We start from the raw sequence: 22,255 nt of genomic DNA, 5'->3' as shown, positions 1-22,255 counted from the left end.
TTTTGGCACCAGAGATTTTATCCGGATCTTTTCTGTAAGACCTTGGGGTATTTAGAAGATTATTTTTTTGACAACTTTGTGGTTTTCGCTGTCAGTGACCTGAACAAGAACAACCTGACCGGTTAATCCTGACTTATCATGCTGGAAGTGGGTATCATTTATTTTTTTATTTTCATAAAGCATTCTGCCAAGCATATCAAAAATGCGGACGGTCGTTATTACCTGGCTACTCTGAACAAATAATGTATTGCTTTTGACATACAGTATTACGCTCTCTTCAACTGCAGTCTGCGGATCAAGACCTAAGGTGCCTTTTGTATAGACCATTTCAAAACGCGTGTCGAAGGTTCCAATTTCACTTGTAAAAGTATAGGGTGTAGTCTTAATACTGCTTGTAGTACCGGTGAGATTATCCTTGATCAGTATATCCTGATCTCCCGTAAACAACCCATCTGTTTTATAAACAGCTATTGTGAAGCTTCCCGATTCTGCTGCTTTGAAACCCAATGGAACAGTATCATCAATTAGGAAAGGGAGTGCCTTACCCTGAATAGTGTAAGCATCAGCGCCTATGACAGAATACAGCTCGCTGCCGGTAACGCCAAACCTTAATCCGTCATATCCATAATCAATTCCGCTGGTAGCCCCCGCAGCGTACCCTACCAATATGGTATTTAGGCCGGTACTGCCCCTTGTGAGGCTGAGCCAGATTCGGTGTCTTTCAATATCAGGTTCAGCTGAATTCGTCTTTACTGCGGTGCCCTTGAAAAACTGATTGGCATTATCTATTTTCCTCATGCTGTTGGTAAAAACCATATTGCCCTGGGCAACAGCCTTTACCAGAAATCCCTGACCCGTCTGTATGATCCCGTTTGGAGTAACCGGACTGCTGCCGGTTCCCCCGCCGCCCACTGTTGAAGGTGTCCCTCCCATACCAGGATTCCAAACTGCATAATTGGTTCCCGGAGGAAAAAGACCTGTTGTTGCATTTATGGCCAGCGTGTGCGCATAAAAGTACAGCGTACCTGTAATCCTGCTACTGTTGGCATTTACCAGTTCAGTTCCGCTTATGGCAGAGGGATAGGGATTGCCGATCCCGTTGTAGGCTGCTCCGGTCATTTCCAATGGCGTTGCAATATCCCCGTTGTTGGGAACACCCGTAAAACTGCCCGGCCACACTGTCTGTACAGTCGACCAATTATTGGGTGCTCTTACAGCAATAGCCTTTGCCAGTGGAAAATAGCCTGTTGCCGGCGTTGAAGTATACGTATTATTTAAAATGTTATAGACATAAAAACGGTTAGCGAGTGTAGTGGGCGAAAACTGCTGCAGGGTCTGCGTACCGGTTACCGGAGAACTCCACAAAGTATGGTCTAAACGTACAATTGGAGCTGAATTACGAATTACCGTAATAGTACCGGAATTAGCATTATTGGTATTCTGTATCAAATTGGCATTGTTCTGCAACGTAAAGCTGCTGCCTGCTGCCACGGTCAGGATTCCGTTTAAAGTTACATTCATACCGGATGGAATTGATACCACTGCATTATTATTGACCGTTAACGAGCAGCACTCAAATGAAGCTGCCGGTGCATAATTAGCGGCAATAATAACAGAGGCAGTACTATTGGGCAGCCCGTTGCTCCACGTTCCGTTATAAGTCGTCGTAGCCCCTACATTTATGGTGCCTGCAGCACTGGCAATAATACCGTTGCCGTCTTTAACAGTAACAGTGTAGGTAGTAGATGTTGTAATGTTTACAACGGTTGGATTGGCAGTGCTGGTACTGCTTAAAAAAGCAGCGGGTGTCCAATTATAGATAAAACCGGAATCACCCGTAACCACTGTACTTAAAGGAATAGTAGAACCTATACAGGCATCTGTTATTCCAACTATACTTACTGTGGGGCTGGCAGCTGTAATTCCTGTAACGGTGGTGATCTGTCCCGAAATCAATGCCGTATTGTTTACAGTAATGGTACCAGCCGACAAGACATCGTACTTTACCCATGGATTATTATCCTGGTTAAAAGCACCCGTTAATACGGCTTCTGATATAGCGGATTCAATTCCTGTAATATCAGCGTTTGTATAGGCAGCATTCAGCGTTACTAAGTGCTGGCCGCCTCCGGATTGGCTTACATTCCAATAACGGGTTAAGTAATTGGAAGTACTGGCATTATCAGGGTATTTGCTATTGGCCAATTTGACCCCAAAATAATGACTGGCACTATTATCATCATTGAGTGTTATTGTTATCGGACTGTACTCAGCTGTACCGCTTGCATCTCCAACAGGATAAGTAAAGGGAACATACTGGCTCAAAATTTTTCTAATCTCTCCTCCGCCGTCAGCTATTATCATTGTGGCTGAGCCCGGCGCAGTCACTGATACTGTATTGATGGTTAGATTTAGCGCTGCAATGTTTAGCGTGCCTGATAAAAGATTCAATACGCCGCCCACTGCTGTTTCCTGCCCCAGCACAACACCACCCGGCCTGTTAATCGTTAAATTGTATAAAGACGGATTGGTATTGAATAAATCGGGAGCTAAGGTAATGGCGCCTGTTCCGCCAAAACTCAAGGAAGAAAGCGAACCTACTTCTAGATTTCCGGAGTTTTTGCTTATGGTCCCTAAAATGCCAAGAGTACTTTCTCCTACACTTAAGGTTCCGGAGTCGAGTGTAAGTAAATTGGCGGCATTTACTGCGTTGTACATCAAAACGCCGTTACCATTTGAAATAGTCAGCTGATCAAATGTCGTTGCTGCTGTACCCAAAATGGACTGGGGAGAACTTCCATTGAAAATGATGCTGTGCCCCGTTGCTGCGTTGAACGTACCATTGTTGTCAAAATCACCGCCAAGGCTGTGGTTAAAATTACCGCTGTTTAAAGTAGTACCATTGCCAATTGTCAGGTTGCCGCCTATGGTCAAAGCCGATAAAGCTGTAACCGAGGCAGTTCCGGCCAGACTGAAATCACCTAAAATCGTTTGTAATCCAGCAGGCATTGTTTTGATCCCGCTCCCGCTGAGAATCAGATTCGAATACCCTGCCGTGCTTCCATTTGGATTTAAGACTGTTTGTGAGGCACCATTGTATTCTACTGTGGTAGTACCCAGAACAATCGCACTAAAACTTCCGTTATTGGTTATGGCACCGGCGATTCTTACAGTACAGCCATCTGTCATTGACAAGAGTTTACCACTGTTTATCGTTAGGTTATAGAAATCAGTTATTCCGGAAATAGTAGCAGAAGCGTTTGTAAAAATAATAGTACTTGTATTGGGGTTGAATGTTCCTCCCTGATTACTCCAGGCAGATGTTCCTTCTATTGTAGTCTGAGCTGCTGCAACCGCATTCAATATTGCGCCACTCTGAAGTGTTACTGATTTAATTCCGGTTACTAAGGGCAAAACCGGATCAAAAGGCGTAGTAAGAGCATCGGGAATAATGATATTCTTGGTTATTGATGGCCCTATATTTGGGGTCCAGTTCGCAACAGTAGTCCACGAAGTCGATACAGATCCGTTCCAGGTCAGTGTATTATTCGTACTGTACTCGTCCAGCGTAATATTTTTAGTGCTATCAAATGTTCCTGAAAAAAAAGCGATGTTTACATTGGATAAGGAAACCCAGTTATCATTGACATCAGAGGCTGAGGCTCCATATTCAATATTACCTATTTTAACCCACAGCACAAGATGCTGCTCATCATTACCATTAAGTTCACTGTCCAGATAATGGTAAGACACTGTGGCACTAGTTCCCACTGCTCCGGTTTGTATCACTTCCATTTCCCGGTTTATAGCTCCTGTCTGCCACGAAGGAGCAACGCCAATATTGACCTTAACACTCAGCTCTGTAGGCATCGTTCCCACGTTGGCAAAATAGACCTTGGTAAACTGGCTTCCAAAGGAATAACTTACCCCCGAAGAGATTGAAACACGTTTTATGATACCCGTTGTATCTCCTATTCCGTCATTTATCGAACTCGCCCCCATGTTGAGTGTCAGAGCAGTCGACCCATTCCACATGTCAAGAAGCCCTTTGGTTGCTGATGGATTATTACTTTGCAGGTTCAGTATTCCGTTGATCGAAAAATTTCCGGCGGATGTAATCCCGCCTGCGCCATTTATGGTCAGATTATTTACAGCGTTTATAAAAAATCCCGACGGCAGTGTAATGGCCGCTGCATTGGTAAAGATTAATGTGGCATCGGCAGCAGAAACATCGATACTTCCTGTTGTTCGTGTTGGTGAACTGCCCGAAAGTGTCATCGTGTTGGAGCCAACCGATAGAATTCCTGATTGCAGGGCCAAAGTTCCCGCCACTGAAACCGCACCTGAAAGATTAATGCCTGCTGCACGGTTAAGGGTAAGATTATTTAAAATAACAGAGGATAAACTGGCAGTCCCGCTGCCTCCAATAGTAATATTACTGGTAAGACCTCCTGTTAAGGAACCGGATACAACCGAAATTGGTCCATTAAGTGTTAGTGTATGTGCTCCTATGATTAGTTCCCCACTGCTGAGCGTCGTCGGATTGTTAACCGTAATATTATCATTTAGCGTAAGTCCTTCCGGATTGTTTGCGTTCAAACCGTCCATAGTGTTGGACAACAATGCTCCGGCAGGAATATTTTGCGCAGCAGTTCCGGCAAATGTCAGTATGGAACCTGCGGCAGTTGCATCTATTTTGGCATTATTGGAAAAAACAAGATTGCCCAAAATTGTCAGTTCATGGCCATTTAGAAGTAATTTGTAGGTGGGTTGCGCATTGGTAATATTTCTTACTGTTCTGTTCTGATCCAAAACGCAGTTGTTAAAAGGCGAAACAGCAAAAGAGATATCGGATCCGTTTGGTGGAACCAGTCCTCCCTGCCAGTTGGTAGTTGTAGCAAAATCAGTACTGGTTGCTCCTGACCAGACATATGCGGTTATTTCCAAAGCACCCATTTTAGGCACTGTACTTCTGGCAAGGCCTGTGTAGTCTGCCGTGATGCCCGTTCCTGTTACTGCCGGCAGTGCTGCTGAAGTATAATAATTAAGGGCAAGGTTACTTCCCGGTACAGCGAAGAGAGGATTAATGTTCAAACTGGAGGCATCCTGAAGCGTAGCAGCTTTCCACAGAGCCAAAGTCGTTTTATCTGTGCTGTTAAAAGAGGCTAAAAAGGCATTTCCGGCCACAACATAATCATTATAATCAATGGTAAGTCCACTGATTCCGGCAACCCGGATGGCATAATGTTTACCAGCCGCCCCGCCAGTTCTTATATTCATCAGGATATTGTTTCTGTAATTACGTGTGGATGTATTATTCACATTCCATAACGCTGCAGTTGAAGAAGTAGTCCCTGAGCTTACCGAACCAGCTACATAGACCGTGTTAAAGTAAATATTATTATTGTATAACGCATTATTAGTGCTGTTGTCATTGATTCCGTAGATTTTGTACCCTGCAGTAACGCCGGTTCCGATATTGATAATATTATTATCTGCCGTGGTTACTCCATTACCCAAAAGTATTCCATCTATTTCGGAAAGAATATTATTTGATGCCAGTGACAAGTCATGAATAAAATTTCCGGAAACCGTATTGGTACCTGAATTAGGACCTGAATAATCAATACCGATAACACCCACTGCAGCGCTGGCATGATTATTTCGAAGGTTATAAACGGTATTGCCTGTCAATGATTGGCTGGTACCTGCCAGGACTACGGTTTGCTGTATGCCTCTGAGGGTAGAATTGGAAGAACTGGTAAGATCCCTTACCGTATTATTGCGAATAATATTGGAGGCGCCACTAGTGCAGATTCCGTCAATTTTGGTAACGGAGGTACCATTGTAAGCACTGGTCATATTGGCGATCGTATTTCCTGTGATGGAGACCAGATTTACGGCAGAATTAACGTAAATCCCCCTTAAATCCTGTTTGTAAAGGGATGCCGTCGCTGGCGAGCTTGTTTGAATACTGCCGGCAGTGGAAAGACTCCCAATAAGATTATTACTGATCGTGATAACAGAAGATGCAACACCGCTGATTACAATTCCTTCAAAGCAATGCGAGTATCCCGAATTTCCATAAGTGGTAATTGAGCCAATACTGTTGTTTTCGATAGAAACTTCGCCGCTGTTGAGATAACGTATTCCATGTGAGGTAGAATAACCCGAGCCGTTAACGTTCACACTGGGCACACTGGTATAACCCGATCCTCCATTGGTAATGGTAAATCCCGTAACCACTCCTCCGGAAATAGCAGCTGTTGCCGTTGCGGCAGTGGTGCTTCCTGACAGTGTAAAAGTTATTTGCGGAGGTGCTGTAAAACCACTTCCTCCGCCCACAAGTGTTAGGCCCGTTACAATACCTCCCGAAATCGTAGCCGAAGCTGCAGCATTTGGAGTGGTAATCACAATAGAATTTGTACCCGATGCCGCACCTATGGTATTGCCTTGAATTACAGCATTACCCATGGATAAATAGATTCCGTCCCATGGATTGGCACTGGTACTGCTGTATACAAAATTTTGAATTGTGTTGTTCTCCAGCAAACTCGGCACTGAAGTATTCCCTGTGAAAAAGATTCCACTGAAAGTCGTGGCAAAACTTGAATTCATAGTCCAGGGAGCTCCGGCACATAACGGACCGCTTCCTCCAATAAAATTACCGCTGACGGTATGCATACTGGCAGTAGAAATGCGGATAACACTATAAACATTATTTCCCGTGCAGACCAGAGAAGCTGTATCGTAAAAACTGTTGCTGTTAATCTTCCAATCCGAACTATTACCGGCAATATTAATACCATTGGAACTGTTGCTGTCATTAAAAAAGTTGTAAATGGCATTAGAACGAATGATATTTCCGCTGTTCTCGCGGCCAGCCGTTCCGTAACTAAGGATCGCATTTAAGGGGCGGTTTAGTCCCGCGCTGGTCAAATTGCAATATTCAATAATGTTATTGTCATTTCCATTTCCTGATGCTGAAGACACAAAATAAACGATACCCGTCGAAGCGCTTATTCCCGATGCTTTGAGCGTGACATATCTAACGCTATTATTTTCTGCAGAATTGATCAGCCGCAATGAAGCGGCAGCTGCACCTGTATTCGTGTTTGTAAAAATAAGATCTGCTGCCGTACCCGTGGCATTAACCCTTCCGTCAATAGTTACGTTATCTGCTCCATTAAGGCTGACTAAAGGATTGGCAATATTACCACTGATGGAGTAGCCGCTGCCAGTAGCATAGATCAAGACCGAGCTATAGCTTGCCAGTCCTGTAGCGCTGGCATTTAAGGAAGCCATAGCAGTCTCAGTCGTACTGCTTATGATTTGAATAGTAACTACACCACTGACAACACCCGAATTTATAGCATCAAAGGCCGCCTTTAAAGTGGTATAATTTCCTCCGGTACCAACGGTTACCGTTGATAAAATCAGACCACTGCTTTTAGAATCTGTCCTTTCCCGCATCGCATGTACGTTGGAAAAACTCAATAAAAAAACACCTAAAAAAATGGAGATCGAAAATGGTAGCTTATCTTTCAAAAAGGTACTAATCGCTTTTCCTTTACTTAAAAGAAGCATTAGATTTTGCATGATAATCAGAGGGAAATTTAAGCCTGGGTGCAAGTCTTATCTTTTAGATACTTTATCTTACAAGAAAATACACAATACACTTTTAATCAGTCAAATGTATCCTTTTATCGATAAGTATGGCTGTAATGTTTATAAGTTTATTCTCAATTAACATATTAATCAAATTTATTTCTGGTAATCAGCGTCTTAGCTATTTCACAGAATACAAAAAAATAACATAATTACCTCGTTTTATGCAAATTGCATTAGTTTTAAATTTATTTTAGTCTTATAATTTTAATTTTCTTAATCGTAATGCATTTCCGATTACCGATACCGAACTGAAGCTCATGGCAACTGCGGCAATCATTGGTGATAATAATATTCCAAAAAATGGATATAACAAACCTGCTGCTATCGGAATTCCTAACACATTATAAATGGAGGCAAAAAATAGATTTTGCCTGATGTTTTTCATAACGGCATGACTTAGATTTTTTGCTTTCACAATACCCTTCAAATCCCCTTTTACCAAAGTAATTTCAGCGCTTTGAATGGCAACATCAGTTCCCGTTCCCATTGCAATTCCAACATTGGCTTGTGCCAGAGCCGGTGCATCATTTATCCCGTCTCCTGCCATTGCTACAATCTTTCCTTCTCCCTGAAGCCTTTTTATTTCATTTAACTTATCCTCAGGCAGGCATCCAGCCTTAAAAGAAGTCAGGTCTAAAACATCAGCAACAGCTTTGGCCGTATTGATATTATCACCGGTCATCATAATGACCTGAATACCCTGACGGTTCAGTTCTTTAATAGCCTCTATACTGGTGGATTTTATCGCATCGGTAATGGAGACAAAACCAACTGCCGTACCATTAATGGAAATATAAGAAACCGTCTGTCCTAATTTCTGCTTTGCAAAAATTTTATTTTCAATATCCTCTGAAATAGAAGCGCCTATTTCTTCCATTAGTTTTTTATTGCCCAATGCTATTTTTTCAGTACCAACGGTACCAATAACTCCTTGACCGGCTACGGTTTCAAAATCCCTGACCTCTGTTAAAGGAATATTTTTAGATTTGGCAAGGTTAACCACAGCCTGTGCCAATGGATGTTCACTGTATTTATCTAAGGACGCTATGCTTTGCAGGAGCTTATCCTCTTGACTACTGGATGAATATATCTTCTCAACAGAAGGTTTACCTTCGGTTATGGTTCCTGTTTTGTCTATTATCAAAACATTTACTTTGCTCATATTCTCTAAAGCTTCAGCATTTTTTATAAGCAGTCCCCATTGTGCCCCTTTCCCGACTCCAACCATTACAGACATAGGCGTTGCTAAACCCAATGCGCAGGGGCAGGCAATTATAAGAACTGCAATAGCATTTATAAAACCATAAACCATTGATGGCTCCGGTCCGAATTTAGCCCAGAGCAGAAAAGTAATTAAAGCTGTAATAATTACAGCTGGGACAAAATATTTAGCCATTCTGTCGGCTAGCTTTTGAATAGGTGCCTGAGACCGGCTGGCATCATTAACCATTTGTACAATTTGTGACAGGACTGTTTCTGAGCCTATTTTCTCAGCGATCATTACAAAAGATTTATTTCCGTTTATTGTTCCGGATATTACAGCATCTCCGATTTTCCTGTCAACAGGTATTGGCTCCCCGGTAAGCATTGACTCATCGACAGTGCTTTGCCCATCGGTAATTTTTCCATCAACCGGAATTTTATCTCCCGGTTTGACCCTAAGCAAGTCCCCTTTTTTTATAGCAGCAATAGCTATAATGCTGTCAGCACCATCTTTAACCAATGTAGCTTCTGTAGGGGCCAATTGCAATAATGCCTTAATTGCTCCGCTGATCTGGCTGTGTGCCCTGGCTTCGAGTAATTGCCCTAGTAATACTAAGGTTAAAATTACAGTGGCAGCTTCAAAATAAAGCAGTACAGATCCGCTTTCATTTTTAAATTCAGCGGGAAAGACAGAAGGAAAAAGCAGTCCTGCTACGCTGAATAAAAAAGCTACTCCCGTCCCAATACCCACCAGGGTAAACATATTCAGGTTCCATGTAACAATGGATTTCCAGGCGCGTACAAAAAATACACTACAGGCATAAAAAACCACTGGAAGCGATAATAAAAATTGAACCCAATTCCATTTTACTGCATCCATCAGATTCAGTAATGGATTATGGTGAACCATTTCCATCATCGCTATTATAAATACAGGAACAGTAAAAAGTGTTGCTATTTTTATTTTATCCAGTAGATCTCTGTATACTTTTTTGTCTTCATTATCGCTTGGCACCACAGCTACTAAATCCATTCCGCAGATTGGACATGACCCTGCAGTATCGGTAATAATTTCAGGGTGCATCGGGCAGGTGTACCTTATTTTTACGTCCCTTAGCTGCCTCATCTTTTCTAATTGCATTCCACAAACCGGGCAGTCCCCTGCCTTATCATATATTTTATCTCCCTGACAGTGCATCGGGCAATAATACTTACCATTTTCATTTGCAGCCACCGGCACTTCTGCCTTAGCCCCTGCAGGATTTCCGCAGCAGGATTTCTCTTCTGGATCATGTAGGGGCCAATGGTTATTTAGGTTATGTTTCATATATTGCTTGAATAAAATATTGCGACAGGAACCAATTCATAGCTATGCTTTTTTTACAGTCAGCCTTAACAGCAGCAGTTTTTTGAGTTCTAATTTTTCTCTAATTCAAAATTTATTTATTGCCGCTTCCTACATAGTGAATTGTAAAATGAAGCAAAAGTGCTCTGGATATGCGCATTATGGGAATCTGCAAGGCAAAACAAATAATGATAAAGACTGCAAGCAGACTTTCAATAGAAATTGAATAAGCCTCTTTTATAACAAATCCTGCAAAAATCATCGGTACGAAGAGAATCAATATTATCGGGTAACTAATCCATAAGGAAGCCGAATAAAAACCAGGTTCAATCCTGAAGTCCTGATTACAGTGCGGGCATCTCTCGGGCATTTTAAGAATCGATTTAAACACAAAAAGACCCGGATTGGTAAATAAATTTCCTTGATAACATCTCGGACATTTTAATGCAAAAATGTTGTACAATTTTGTTGTTTCTTTCATCGATCAGATAATTTTATAATATAATCCAAACAATCCTTTAATGAATTGCCTGGATTAAGTAACTAAGGAAATACTACATATTATCGACCACAGCCTGACCAAATTCCGAACATTTGACCATTGTGGCTCCTTCCATCAAACGCTCAAAGTCATAGGTTACAGTTTTATTACCGATAGCTCCTTTCAGGCCTTTTATTATAAGATCAGCAGCATCCTGCCATCCCATATACTCCAGCATCATTACCCCTGAAAGAATTTCAGAAGAAGGATTTACCTTATCAAGATCTTTATATTTAGGAGCCGTACCGTGTGTCGCTTCAAAAATAGAAACCCCCGTGGTATAATTGATGTTGGCTCCAGGTGCGATGCCAATTCCGCCCACTATCGCGGCCAGGGCATCGGAAATGTAATCCCCGTTAAGATTTAGTGTAGCAATGACATGATATTGTTCGGGCCTTAAAATAATCTGCTGTAAAAACGCATCTGCTATTACATCTTTTATAATGACCTTATGTCCGTATTTTTCCATAATCAGCCAGGGACCTCCCTCATACTCTTTGGCGCCAAATTCCTCTCTTGCCAGCTGAAAACCCCATTCTTTGAACTGCCCTTCAGTGAATTTCATAATATTCCCCTTATGGACAATGGTCACGGAATCTTTCCTGAAATCAATAGCGTGTTTGAAAGCCGCTCTTATAAGCCGTTGGCTTCCTTCTTTGGAGACCGGTTTTATGCCAATGGATACCGTGTTTGGAAATCGAATGTTTTTAACCCCCATATCACCAATAAGAAAGTTCTTCACTTTTTCCAGTTCCGGTGTTCCTGCCATCCATTCAATACCTGCATAGATGTCTTCGGTATTTTCCCTGTATATGATCATATCTACTTTTTCGGGTGCTTTTACCGGGGAAGGCACTCCTTTAAACCATTTTACAGGTCTTACACAGGCATATAAATCCAATTTTTGCCTTAGGGCAACATTCAGTGATCTCATACCGCCTCCAACTGGTGTAGTTAGCGGTCCTTTAATGGCAACCAAATATTCTTCAATATCCTGAATTGTCTGTTCCGGAAGCCAGTTTCCGGTCTTTTCAAAAGCTTTTTCACCGGCATATATTTCCTTCCATTGTATCTTTCTGCTGCTTCCATATGCCTTTTTAACCGCTGCATCAAAAACTAACCTGGAGGCTTTCCAAATGTCCGGCCCTATCCCATCACCTTCAATAAAAGGAATTATGGGATGAGAAGGGACAACCAGTCTTCCGTTCTGAATACTTATTTTATTTTCATTCATCATTTTTGTAAATTTTTTAAAAAAGTACTGCGCAGACTTTCTTGGATTCAAGTTTATTTTCGTTATTTAAGCTTTCCTGTTTTATTCTTTTTTATAAAATCAGAACACAAATAACTTTTACAAATATATAACAAATGTTATATATTTAAATAATAAATATTATATATTTACTTTATGAAAGACCTTCTTACCCAATTTGATTTCCAAAGTAACCTGCTTTTTGAAAACCTGAGCGAATCAGAAAATCAGGCAGTTCAAAATGTTATGGAACCCCTTACCATAAAAAAAGGCACTATGCTTTTCTTTGAGGGCGGCATCCCTACTGGCATTTTTCAAATCAAACAGGGCAAGGCCAAAAAATTTAAACGCAGTTTTAGCGGTGATGAACAAATATTTTATATCTATACACAAGAGGATGTACTGGGTTATCATGCCCTGCTTGGACAGGAAAGATATCAGGACTCTTGTGAAGCTCTCGAAGATTTAAAAGTAAATTTTATTGCAAAGGATGATTTTTTGAAACTACTCAAAGAAATTCCTGCTTTGCAGCAAACACTTATTAAAAACATCGGTCACGAATTTGGTGTCCTGGCCAATATCATTGCTGTATTGGCACAAAAGAATCAAAATGCGCGCCTGGCTTTATTTTTACTTCTTTTAGAGTATAGATTCAATCGAAATTCCCAAACTGTAAAAGGTATCGACTTAACACGTGATGATCTGGCCAACCTTATTGGAACATCACAGGAAAGTCTTGGCAGAAGCCTTAAGCAATTTAAAGAACTGGGCTGTATCGAAACAGATAAAAGAAATATTTATATAAAAGACCCCAAACAATTGGAGCAGTTACTTCAGACAAAAATATAACAAGTGCTTACTGAGTAAAATGACGAACATCACCCTTGAAGGTAATGTTCGTCATTTTTGTTTTTAACACCAGTTCTTACCTTGCTGAATGATATCTAATATTTCCTATCAATGCAGGCAAAAAAGAAGAAAGTAGCAGTAATTATAGCACATCCTGACGATGAGACCCTATGGGCCGCAGGCATGCTGTTACATAATCCGGACTGGGACTGTTTTATTGTATGTCTCTGCCGAAAACATGACCCGGACAGGGCTCCCAAATTTGATAAAGCCCTTGACATACTAAAATGCAGAGGTATCATGGGCGATCTCGATGATGGCCCTGATCAGGCTCCACTGGACAAACGCGAAATTAACCGACTGGTTCTTCAGCTTCTTCCCGCAGTTGACTATGATCTTATTATCACACATAATCCACTGGGGGAATATACCCGCCACCTGCGGCACGAGGAAATCGGCATATCAGTAATTGATCTTTGGTATGAAAATAAAATTTCATGCAGGGAGCTTATGATATTTGCCTACGAAGACAACAATAAGCAATATTATCCTAAAGCCTCAAAATCAGCAGACTTTTATTTTGAACTGTCCACTACCCTGTGGCAAAAGAAATATGCCATTATTACCCAAATATATGGCTTTGATCCTGAAAGCTGGGAAGCAAAAACAACACCCCAGCTGGAAGCATACTGGAAATTTACAACCAAAAAAGACGCATGGGAGTGGCTGAAAAAAAAATAAAACTATGAAAGTACTTGTCTTATATGATTATCCGCCTACACCCGGTGGTCTTGCGACCCAGGGAGATCTTCTTTACAGGGGGCTATTGGCCAATGGTGTAGAGGCGCATGCCGTGCATCTTGAATCGGCACTTGAAAAGCAATGGTACTATAACTGGTTTAAACCTGATGTTGTAGTAGGCACCGGTTACTGGGGACATACCCCCCAGCTGGTGCTGCATCCTCAAAAACATGGCATGACTGCTGTACCCTGGCTGGTTGCCGACGGCTATATTGCCAATTATCAAAATGTACTCAACGAGCTGCCCCTGATACTGGTCACTTCCCATTGGGTAAAAGAAATGTATGTAAGGGACGGCATTAGTGGTAATAGTATTGAAGTACTTCCTGTTGGCTGTGATACCGATACCTTCAGGCCCTATCCTAAAGATGATCCAAAAGTACTGGCTGCCCGCAAAGCATTGGCAATACAGCCTGAAGAACAGCTGTTGCTTACCATTGGCGGAGATGCGGCCTCTAAAGGGGCGCGGGAGGTCATGGAGGCCCTTGCCATAGCAGGAAAAGATCTGCCTCCGTGGAAATATGTCTGCAAAGTCTGGCCACAGCCGCGGACTGCCCTTCAAAGCAATTTGGATCAAAAACTGGCCGAACAGCTCGGTATCAGCAACAATGTAATATTCCAAACCAGCATTATCTCAAGGGATTTTATTCCCTACATGCTAAATGCATGCGATATCTATGCAGCCCCTTCCCGTCTTGAAGGATTTGGAATGCCCCAGGTGGAGGCAGGTTCCTGCGGTAAACCCGTTATTGGGATCAAGGCAATGGGAATGCTCGATACACTTGTAGACAATGAGACCGCCTTACTGGCTGGCGTAGGTCAAAAGATAGTGGTCAATGAAGTAACCCTTGGTTCTGAATCAGGTTATGAGGAAAACAGGCGTATTGTATTTGAAGAGCCGCGCACGGTGGATTATCGCGCTGATGTAACAGATATTAAAGATGCCCTTATAAAACTGATGAATTCCACAGAGTTGCAGGAGCAATTGGGAAGTGCGGCCAGAAAACGGGTAGCTGAAAATTTCGACTACAGGATTGTGGCTGCCAAATTTGTAAAAATTATTAATGAAAGACTTCAAATATACTAAATCGCATGTATCATGGATAGAGACTGGAAAGAAATAGAACAAGCTAAAAGTGCCGCCTTGGATGTGCTGCTGTACAACGTGGAAGGCCCCTTTGACGGGCTTCCAAGAACCGCCGCGTGGGGTTATCCCGAGCCTTACACACGTGATTTGATGATCTCTATCCTAGGGGTTGCAGTATCAGAAAATGAACAATTAGTAACTGCAATGGAGAAAACGCTTAATACCCTGTCTAAAAATCAGTCCCTCAGGGGGAACATACCTTCTTTAGTCCATGATCCTGATAACCGCGGGGCAAGTGACACAACACCTTTGTTTCTATTGGCGGTGGGGATTTTTAGAGAACTAACCGGTAAAAAAGATTTTCTGGACGATGCGGTCCAAAAAGCTTTAACCTGGATGGAGTACCAAAGCCCTTCCGACGATTTTCTTGTTGCTCAACAGCCTACCAGTGACTGGCGCGATGAGCAGTGGGTACTGGGATACGGTCTTTATGTTAATACAGTAACATACAGCTATCTTAAAATAATGGGCTTCACGGAAAGAGCGGCAGGATTACAAAATGCAATGGAGCATTTTACCATTACTACCCCGACCAATCCTTCCCATCTCCATGAGGGAATGCAGCTAAAACATAAACCCTACTATGCCTTATGGTCGTACAAAATATACAATAGTGAACGATTTGATCTGCTGGGCAACAGTCTGGCTGTGCTCTCAGGACTTGCCTCAGAAAAAAGAGCGGAAGAAATTGTTAAATGGATAGAAAATTACTGCGATATTATGATACATAATAATGATCTTGCCTTAAAGCTGGCACCCAATTTTTTTCCCTTTATTTTACCTGAAGATAAGGACTGGATACCAAGATATGAGCAGTATAATCTGCCGGGTGATTATCACAATGGAGGGATATGGCCTTTTATCACTGCCCTGCACATAGCAGCCCTTGTTCGGGCAGGCAAAACTGAACTGGCAAAAGAAAAATTATTTCTGCTTACTGACCTGATTAAAAAATCAAGAAACAAGGATCTTGAATATGGCTTTAATGAATGGTATAAGGCTCAGGATGGTGAGCCCATGGGGCAGGACTGGCAGACTTGGTCTGCTTCACTATACTTGTATGCTGTGGCTTGCGTAGAGACCAATACCACTCCATTTTTCATATTCTAACTTAGCTGAAATAAAACTTATGCGCCTCTAAATTGAGGCGTTTACATTTCCATTGACATTAGAGAGCTTCCCTGGCCTCTACAATAATATTGGGTTCAAGGGAAATTAGTGTGCTGACAGCTTTGGCTGCTCTGCAATTTTCCTTACTCATGTCAATTACTTTTATGGCCCTTTCAACATGTTTAGGTTCTGCAATTTTAAGGATTGGTTTAAGTATGAATTTCTTAAACAGAAACCTGCTTTCCACTTCTTATACTATCCCCTACAGCATTACTTTGAAAGCTGATATGCTCTAATTTAGAGTTTCTGGAAATAGCTAAAAATACAGCTCCGGGGGCAGTCACTGATCAAAGCTACATATAAATGCTCTGGAAGTTAAAAACCAACAATCTCATTTGGTGAGCACTTTTTTAGTAGAAAGCTCTATACTACTGGATAATAGTGGTGAAACTAAACTCCTGTCTTCATCGTGCTTCAAGTCCCATTAGCTTGAAATTGTTTCATTACTGCCATTTTTTAATAGTTGGATTATTTTTCGCGCTTTTACCAGTGCTGTAAAAAGCATTTTGTCAGTAAGAATGTAAAAAAAGTGTTCCATATCACTTACCAATGTGCCCCACGTCATTTGTTAGCTCACTGCCTAAATACATCTTTGCATTAGAAATCTTCATAATAAATAGTGCAAAATTTAATTCCAACAAAAGTGAAAACAGCTATAACAATCCTCTCTATGAGTTTCTCAATACTACTGTTGAGCTGCAATACGGGCACAAAAAAAGAGCTTACTGATGCGGAACATAATCTTAAGAAAGTAAACAGAGATCTTCAGCATGCAGCAAAAGATTCCACCAATGCAGCCAAAGAGAAAACAATAACAGAATGGAAGGCTTTTAATGAAAAATCCGAAAAAATGGTTTCGGTTTTGAATGCCGAGCTAAAACAGTTTCAAAAAAAAATTAATACGTCGGATCAAAAAGAGACTATCTGGTTAAAAAAGGAACTGATCCGCAATCGTGAGAAACTTAAAATCATGAGATCAAAACTGCGTGATCGTAATATGGAATTCGAAAATGGCCTGCTGAAATTTGATGATTCCATCGCCTCCAAAAATGAATCTTTCCAAAGAGAATTCAACTACGATATGGACGAACTGAGCAAAGCAGTCAAGGACCTTTTTATTAATAACGTAAAATAATCTAAAACAAATATCATGTCAATACAAACAACAGATCCCAACACCAATACCCTTATCAAAACCTTTGAGCAAATGACTGACAACGCTCTTGAAGAAGCGGTCGCAGCTGCCGCAGATACTTTTGGTCATTGGAGAAAAACATCTTTTACCCAGCGAAAATATTTAATGCATAAGGTCGCTTCGCTTATGCGTGAAAAAAAAGATATGCTTGCCAGGCTCATTACACTGGAAATGGGAAAATTAATCTCTCAGGCTGAAGCCGAAATAGACCTTAGTGCCAATATTATAGATTACTACGCCGAGAATGGAGAAAAATTCCTTTCTGACAAACACCTGGCGCCTGAATATGGAAAGGCCTTTATACGATATATGCCTCTGGGTGTCGTATTTGCGGTAGAACCATGGAACTTTCCTTTTTATCAGGTAGCCCGTTTTGCCGGTCCTAATATCATTGCAGGTAATACGATCCTGATTAAACACGCATCGATTGTTCCCCAATGCGCCATTGCAATAGAAGAACTATTTACTGAGGCCGGAGCCCCTAAGGGTCTTTACACTAATCTTCTTATATCTGGAAAAAGGGCATCTGCTCTGGTTGGAGACCAGAGAATAAAAGGGGTTTCCTTAACAGGAAGCGAAGCCGCCGGTGCAAGTCTGGCCGGGGAAGCGGGACGAAACCTTAAAAAATCAGTTTTAGAACTTGGAGGAAACGATGCTTTTATCGTCCTAGAAGACGCCAATATTGAAAAAGCAGTTGAGTGGGCCATGGTAGGACGAATCAACAATAATGGACAATGCTGTGTTGCCTCGAAAAGGTTTATAGTCGTAGAGGCTGTGGCCGACGAGTTTCTTGTAAAGTTTACCCAAAAGATGGCCAGCCTCAAAGTGGGAGATCCTATGGACAAAACAACAGAATTAGGCCCTTTGTGCAATGAAGAGGCTGCCGTGTTGTTGGCTGATCAGGTGACGAGATCCGTAGCTGCAGGAGCAAAAATCATACTGGGAGGCAGCCGTCTGAAACGTCCAGGAGCCTTTATGGAACCCACCATACTGACCAATTTAAAACCGGGAATGGCCGCTTATCATGAAGAACTTTTTGGTCCGGTCGCCTCCTTTTACAGGGTAAAAGATGAACAGGCCGCTATTGATCTTGCCAATGACAGTCCTTTTGGACTTGGAGGTTCTGTATTCACCAGTGATATTGAACGCGGCAAAAACGTAGCAGACCAGATTGACACCGGTATGGTATTTATTAATCATCCCACATGGACACAGGCGGATCTGCCTTTCGGAGGTACCAAAAGATCAGGCTATGGAAGGGAACTGTCAGAGCTTGGAATCCATGAATTCGTCAATAAAAAACTCATACGTGTGAGTGAACTTTCTGATCCTTTTTAAATCAGACAATCTTTCAAAAAATATATTTAAAATTTTAAACATACCTATTATGAAAACCAATGAAGAATTACAAAAAGACGTGCAGGATGCAATTAAATGGGAGCCTCTTTTACATGCAGCAGAAATCGGAGTTATCGTTAAGGACGGGGTAGTAATTCTTACCGGAACTGTAGACAATTATTATAAAAAGACTGAAGCCGAAAATGCAGCCAAAAAAGTTGAAGGTGTCAAGGCGGTCGTTGAAAAAATTGACATACAGGACGCACGCCACTTCATTAAAAATGATGTTGATATTGCAGCAGATCTCTTAAGATCCTTTTCAGACAACATCTTGCTTCCAAATAATAACATTACCCTTAAAGTTGAAGACGGATGGGTTACACTGGAAGGCCAGTTGGGTTGGAATTACCAGAAAGAAATGGCCAGAAAAGCCGCTAACCAGCTTCTGGGAGTTAAAGGCGTAATCAATAATATTAATATTCAGTCAGAATCCAACGCTGCCATCGAGAAAAAACATGTGGAGAATGCATTAGCACGCCACTGGGCCATTAATGCCAAGGACATTAAAGTATCGGTCTCAGGAAGTACAGTAACCCTTTCGGGAAATGTTACATCACTTTACCAAAAAGAAGAAGCGGCAAGAATTACCTGGAATACTCCCGGAGTCGCCTTTGTAAAAAATGAATTGGAAGTAGATTATGAATATTCTTTTTCTGAGTAATAAAATGTAATGACGGTCACTTCTGCTAATGACTGACGTCATTTTTAAACACAGCAGCACAACGCATCTTTGTCTGAGAAATAATAAAAATATTTAAAATTACACCTAATGAAAAATTATGAAATTTTACTAACCGTTGCTGCTTTTGCAGTAGGATTAAATGCCAGTACACAGATTCAGGAAGGGAGCATTTTAAATCTATCTACGGGAAAAGGCACCGCCAGAAAAATTCAAAATGACATGCATTAAATAATAAAAGATATTCAATTTTATAGCGGTCAAGAGAAGAAAATTCACCTGTAATAGGAAGATCCAGGTCCTAACCCAGTAAAATTGTTTTTTACATTAAAATTAAATCTCAGCATAATGATACCCATCGTAAAAGAGCAGCTCACCCAGGCAGGAAATTTTTCATTATTCATCGGACGTTTTTTTAAAGAAATATTCGTTCCTCCTTTTCAAATTAATGAGTTCCTGCGTCAATGTTACACCATCGGATGTAAATCACTTCCCCTTGTAAGCATTACGGGGTTTATCATGGGTTTGGTACTGACGATTCAGTCCAGGCCTACCATGACAAAATTTGGTGCGGAGTCCTGGCTCCCTAGTATGGTTTCACTTTCTCTGATCAGAGAAATTGCCCCTGTGGTTACCGCTTTAATATGTGCCGGAAAAATTGCCTCTGGAATTGGTGCTGAACTGGGATCGATGAAAGTTTCCTCCCAGATCGATGCTATGGAAGTATCTGCCGTTAACCCTTATAAATATCTTGTGGTTACCCGAATATTAGCCACAACGCTAATGGTACCGATGCTGGTTATTTTTGCAGATTTTGTCGGCATTTTTGGAGGTTACATCGGTTACAACGTACATAATACCATTACGCTGCAACGTTACTTTTCTGAAGTAATTGAACATCTGGATTTTTTAGATGTAATGCCCGCTGTGATAAAAACATTCTTCTTTGGATTTTTTATCGGTGTTATTGGCTGCTATAAAGGTTTTAACGCCTCCAGCGGTACCGCTAGTGTAGGGCTTGCTGCGAATTCCGCAGTGGTAACGGCCTCACTATCTATTTTTATCATCGATATGCTGGCGGTTCAAATCACCGATTTATTTTTCTAAACCATGAAAGAACAACCCATCATAGAGATCAAAAACCTGCACAAGGCTTTTGGAAAAAACAAAGTACTAAAAGGGATAAGCCTTAGGGTAAACAAAGGCGAAGATCTGGTTATCCTCGGGCGTTCAGGCTCCGGAAAATCAGTAGCAATTAAGTGCCTTGTCGGTCTGCTGGAGGCAGACAGAGGGAAATTGGAAATCTTTGGAACTGATATAACCAAACTTAATTACGAGGGACTTAATAAAATAAGGCTTAAAATAGGATTTATGTTCCAAAATGGCGCTTTATATGATTCCATGTCAGTTCGTGAAAACCTGACTTTTACCTTAAAACATCATACCAGGCATTTAACAGAAGAAAATATTGAACAGCAGATTCTCGAAGCACTAGAGAGTGTGGGGCTCCAGGATGCAATTGATAAAATGCCCTCGGAATTGTCAGGAGGGATGATCAAACGCATCAGTCTGGCAAGAACTATAATAATCAAACCGGAAATTATATTTTATGATGAACCGACTGCAGGACTTGATACCATTACCGCCCAGGAAATCAGTGAATTAATATTATCTGTTCAGAAAAAATACAAGACGTCATCGATTATCATTACCCACGATATGATCTGTGCCAAGATGACCGGCAATAGGATAATTATTATAAAAGAGGGTCTGGTGCATGCAGAGGGAACCTACGAGGAACTTGAAAACAGTACCGATCCATGGGTAAAATCCTTCTTTTTTGCAACCAATCAATACGCAATGGGCCCTGGTCCTACTGTTTAAATAAAAACATCATGAAGAAAAAATCAGATTATATCTGGAAATTGGGCTTATTTGTCATTGCTGCACTGACGATTTTTCTTGTTGCTGTTTATTTCATCGGCAAAAGCCAAAACCTTTTTGGCGATACCTTCAGTTTAAAAGCAAAATTTAAAAACGTCAGCGGATTAAAAAAAGGCAATAATGTGTTATTGTCGGGAATAACTATTGGTACCATAAAAGACATATCGTTTATTTCAGACTCTACAGTAGTAGTGAATATGGTAATCAGGGAAGAAGTGCACCAATACATCAAAACCGATGCACTGGCAAGTATCGGCTCCGATGGACTAATGGGAGATAAAGTACTGACAATATCTCCCAGAAATGGCCTTGCCCTGATGGTAAAGGATGGTGACATGATTGTCTCTAATGAAGCAGCCGCACTGGAAGATTTAATTTCCGGACTTAAAAAAAGTATCGATAATGCTGAGATAATTACCAAAGAGCTATCTGAATTCAGCTATAAAATCAATAATGGAAAAGGGGCACTGTCTAAAGTACTGACCGATGAAAATTTTGCAAAAAGCATTGATGTCACAATGAATAACCTAAAGGCAAGCTCTAACGAATTTGCCGTTTTTACAAAAAAGATCAACGACAAAGACGGGACACTATCAAAACTCATGACTGATCCTTATTATGCCAATAGTATCAAAAGATCGTTGTCCGGTTTTGAGAGCAGTGTTTCTGATTTAAATGTTTTTACTGCAAAGTTAAATACTGGTAAAGGCATCCTGCCAAAACTAATCAATAATGAAAGATTAGCCAATTCGCTGGACTCGACGTTAACTAATTTACAGACAGGTTCTGAAAATTTAATTGAAATAGAACAGGCTGCCAAGCAGAATTTTCTCCTTAGAGGTTATTTCAAGAAAAAGAAAAAACAAGATGCAAAAAAAGCATTAGAACTACAGAAAACAGTAAGTGCAAATAAATAATCTAAAAGTTAATAGACCAGAATCCAAAATAAGGTGTTCTTTCGCCGCGAAGTACGTCAGTAAAAAGAAATGGCTCCGCTAAGCATCACCTATCCAATTATCAATAAGTAACAACCATCACCTATTGACATGCTGGCTGTCAT

General features: G+C 41.1%; 15 protein-coding genes. 11 read left to right on the top strand and 4 right to left on the bottom strand.

Annotated elements, in window-relative coordinates:
- Nucleotides 1-51: 51 nt before the first annotated feature.
- From EV142_RS10035 to icd, 4 genes are all read right to left on the bottom strand, one after another.
- Nucleotides 52-7,587 (bottom strand): T9SS sorting signal type C domain-containing protein, encoded by a 7,536-nt coding sequence (locus EV142_RS10035; protein WP_158286317.1) that lies wholly within the window; start codon nt 7,585-7,587, stop codon nt 52-54.
- 280 nt (nt 7,588-7,867) lie between these two features.
- Nucleotides 7,868-10,201, bottom strand: a complete 2,334-nt coding sequence (locus EV142_RS10030; protein ID WP_132035079.1) for a copper-transporting P-type ATPase — start codon at nt 10,199-10,201, stop codon at nt 7,868-7,870.
- A 112-nt stretch (nt 10,202-10,313) separates the two neighbouring features.
- Nucleotides 10,314-10,700 carry a DUF983 domain-containing protein gene (locus EV142_RS10025; RefSeq protein ID WP_132035076.1) on the bottom strand — a complete coding sequence of 129 codons (387 nt, stop codon included), beginning with the start codon at nt 10,698-10,700 and terminating at the stop codon, nt 10,314-10,316.
- Between the two features lie 73 nt (nt 10,701-10,773).
- A complete protein-coding gene (gene icd / locus EV142_RS10020; protein ID WP_262710762.1) occupies nt 10,774-12,045 on the bottom strand; it encodes an NADP-dependent isocitrate dehydrogenase in 1,272 nt (423 codons plus the stop codon).
- A 123-nt stretch (nt 12,046-12,168) separates the two neighbouring features.
- Between icd and EV142_RS10015 the strand changes: the two genes are divergently transcribed.
- From EV142_RS10015 to EV142_RS09970, 11 genes are all read left to right on the top strand, one after another.
- The gene (locus EV142_RS10015) at nt 12,169-12,861 is read left to right on the top strand and encodes a Crp/Fnr family transcriptional regulator (protein WP_132035070.1); all 693 of its coding nucleotides are present in this window, start codon (nt 12,169-12,171) and stop codon (nt 12,859-12,861) included.
- A 183-nt stretch (nt 12,862-13,044) separates the two neighbouring features.
- Nucleotides 13,045-13,602 (top strand): PIG-L family deacetylase, encoded by a 558-nt coding sequence (locus EV142_RS10010; RefSeq protein WP_244606813.1) that lies wholly within the window; start codon nt 13,045-13,047, stop codon nt 13,600-13,602.
- Nucleotides 13,603-13,606: 4 nt separating this feature from the next.
- The gene (locus EV142_RS10005) at nt 13,607-14,749 is read left to right on the top strand and encodes a glycosyltransferase family 4 protein (RefSeq protein ID WP_132035064.1); all 1,143 of its coding nucleotides are present in this window, start codon (nt 13,607-13,609) and stop codon (nt 14,747-14,749) included.
- Nucleotides 14,750-14,761: 12 nt separating this feature from the next.
- Nucleotides 14,762-15,919, top strand: a complete 1,158-nt coding sequence (locus EV142_RS10000) for a glycoside hydrolase 100 family protein (protein WP_202978496.1) — start codon at nt 14,762-14,764, stop codon at nt 15,917-15,919.
- 730 nt (nt 15,920-16,649) lie between these two features.
- Complete coding sequence (locus EV142_RS09995) at nt 16,650-17,114, top strand: hypothetical protein (protein ID WP_132035058.1); 465 nt, start codon at nt 16,650-16,652, stop codon at nt 17,112-17,114.
- Nucleotides 17,115-17,129: 15 nt separating this feature from the next.
- On the top strand, nt 17,130-18,512 hold the full coding sequence (locus EV142_RS09990; protein WP_132035055.1) for an NAD-dependent succinate-semialdehyde dehydrogenase: 1,383 nt from the start codon (nt 17,130-17,132) through the stop codon (nt 18,510-18,512).
- Between the two features lie 49 nt (nt 18,513-18,561).
- A complete protein-coding gene (locus EV142_RS09985) occupies nt 18,562-19,233 on the top strand; it encodes a BON domain-containing protein (protein WP_132035052.1) in 672 nt (223 codons plus the stop codon).
- A gap of 108 nt (nt 19,234-19,341) precedes the next feature.
- Nucleotides 19,342-19,482 (top strand): hypothetical protein, encoded by a 141-nt coding sequence (locus EV142_RS24035; protein WP_158286316.1) that lies wholly within the window; start codon nt 19,342-19,344, stop codon nt 19,480-19,482.
- Between the two features lie 117 nt (nt 19,483-19,599).
- Nucleotides 19,600-20,358 carry an MlaE family ABC transporter permease gene (locus tag EV142_RS09980; protein ID WP_132035049.1) on the top strand — a complete coding sequence of 253 codons (759 nt, stop codon included), beginning with the start codon at nt 19,600-19,602 and terminating at the stop codon, nt 20,356-20,358.
- A gap of 3 nt (nt 20,359-20,361) precedes the next feature.
- The gene (locus EV142_RS09975; protein WP_132035046.1) at nt 20,362-21,135 is read left to right on the top strand and encodes an ABC transporter ATP-binding protein; all 774 of its coding nucleotides are present in this window, start codon (nt 20,362-20,364) and stop codon (nt 21,133-21,135) included.
- Nucleotides 21,136-21,146: 11 nt separating this feature from the next.
- Nucleotides 21,147-22,112 (top strand): MlaD family protein, encoded by a 966-nt coding sequence (locus EV142_RS09970; protein ID WP_132035043.1) that lies wholly within the window; start codon nt 21,147-21,149, stop codon nt 22,110-22,112.
- Nucleotides 22,113-22,255 lie beyond the last annotated feature (143 nt).

Origin of the sequence: Flavobacterium circumlabens (genome assembly GCF_004345565.1) — a bacterium.
Taxonomy (GTDB): Bacteria; Bacteroidota; Bacteroidia; order Flavobacteriales; family Flavobacteriaceae; genus Flavobacterium; species Flavobacterium circumlabens.
This window is presented reverse-complemented; position numbering and strand designations above follow the sequence as displayed.

Coding starts and splice junctions, on each gene's coding strand:
- EV142_RS10030 (WP_132035079.1), bottom strand. CDS start 10,201: ATGAAACATAACCTAAATAACCATTGGCCCCTACATGATCCAGAAGAG.
- EV142_RS09980 (WP_132035049.1), top strand. CDS start 19,600: ATGATACCCATCGTAAAAGAGCAGCTCACCCAGGCAGGAAATTTTTCA.
- EV142_RS10005 (WP_132035064.1), top strand. CDS start 13,607: ATGAAAGTACTTGTCTTATATGATTATCCGCCTACACCCGGTGGTCTT.
- EV142_RS09985 (WP_132035052.1), top strand. CDS start 18,562: ATGAAAACCAATGAAGAATTACAAAAAGACGTGCAGGATGCAATTAAA.
- EV142_RS09995 (WP_132035058.1), top strand. CDS start 16,650: ATGAGTTTCTCAATACTACTGTTGAGCTGCAATACGGGCACAAAAAAA.
- EV142_RS10035 (WP_158286317.1), bottom strand. CDS start 7,587: ATGCTTCTTTTAAGTAAAGGAAAAGCGATTAGTACCTTTTTGAAAGAT.
- EV142_RS10010 (WP_244606813.1), top strand. CDS start 13,045: ATGCTGTTACATAATCCGGACTGGGACTGTTTTATTGTATGTCTCTGC.
- EV142_RS24035 (WP_158286316.1), top strand. CDS start 19,342: ATGAAAAATTATGAAATTTTACTAACCGTTGCTGCTTTTGCAGTAGGA.
- EV142_RS10000 (WP_202978496.1), top strand. CDS start 14,762: ATGGATAGAGACTGGAAAGAAATAGAACAAGCTAAAAGTGCCGCCTTG.
- EV142_RS09970 (WP_132035043.1), top strand. CDS start 21,147: ATGAAGAAAAAATCAGATTATATCTGGAAATTGGGCTTATTTGTCATT.
- EV142_RS09990 (WP_132035055.1), top strand. CDS start 17,130: ATGTCAATACAAACAACAGATCCCAACACCAATACCCTTATCAAAACC.
- EV142_RS09975 (WP_132035046.1), top strand. CDS start 20,362: ATGAAAGAACAACCCATCATAGAGATCAAAAACCTGCACAAGGCTTTT.
- EV142_RS10025 (WP_132035076.1), bottom strand. CDS start 10,700: ATGAAAGAAACAACAAAATTGTACAACATTTTTGCATTAAAATGTCCG.
- EV142_RS10015 (WP_132035070.1), top strand. CDS start 12,169: ATGAAAGACCTTCTTACCCAATTTGATTTCCAAAGTAACCTGCTTTTT.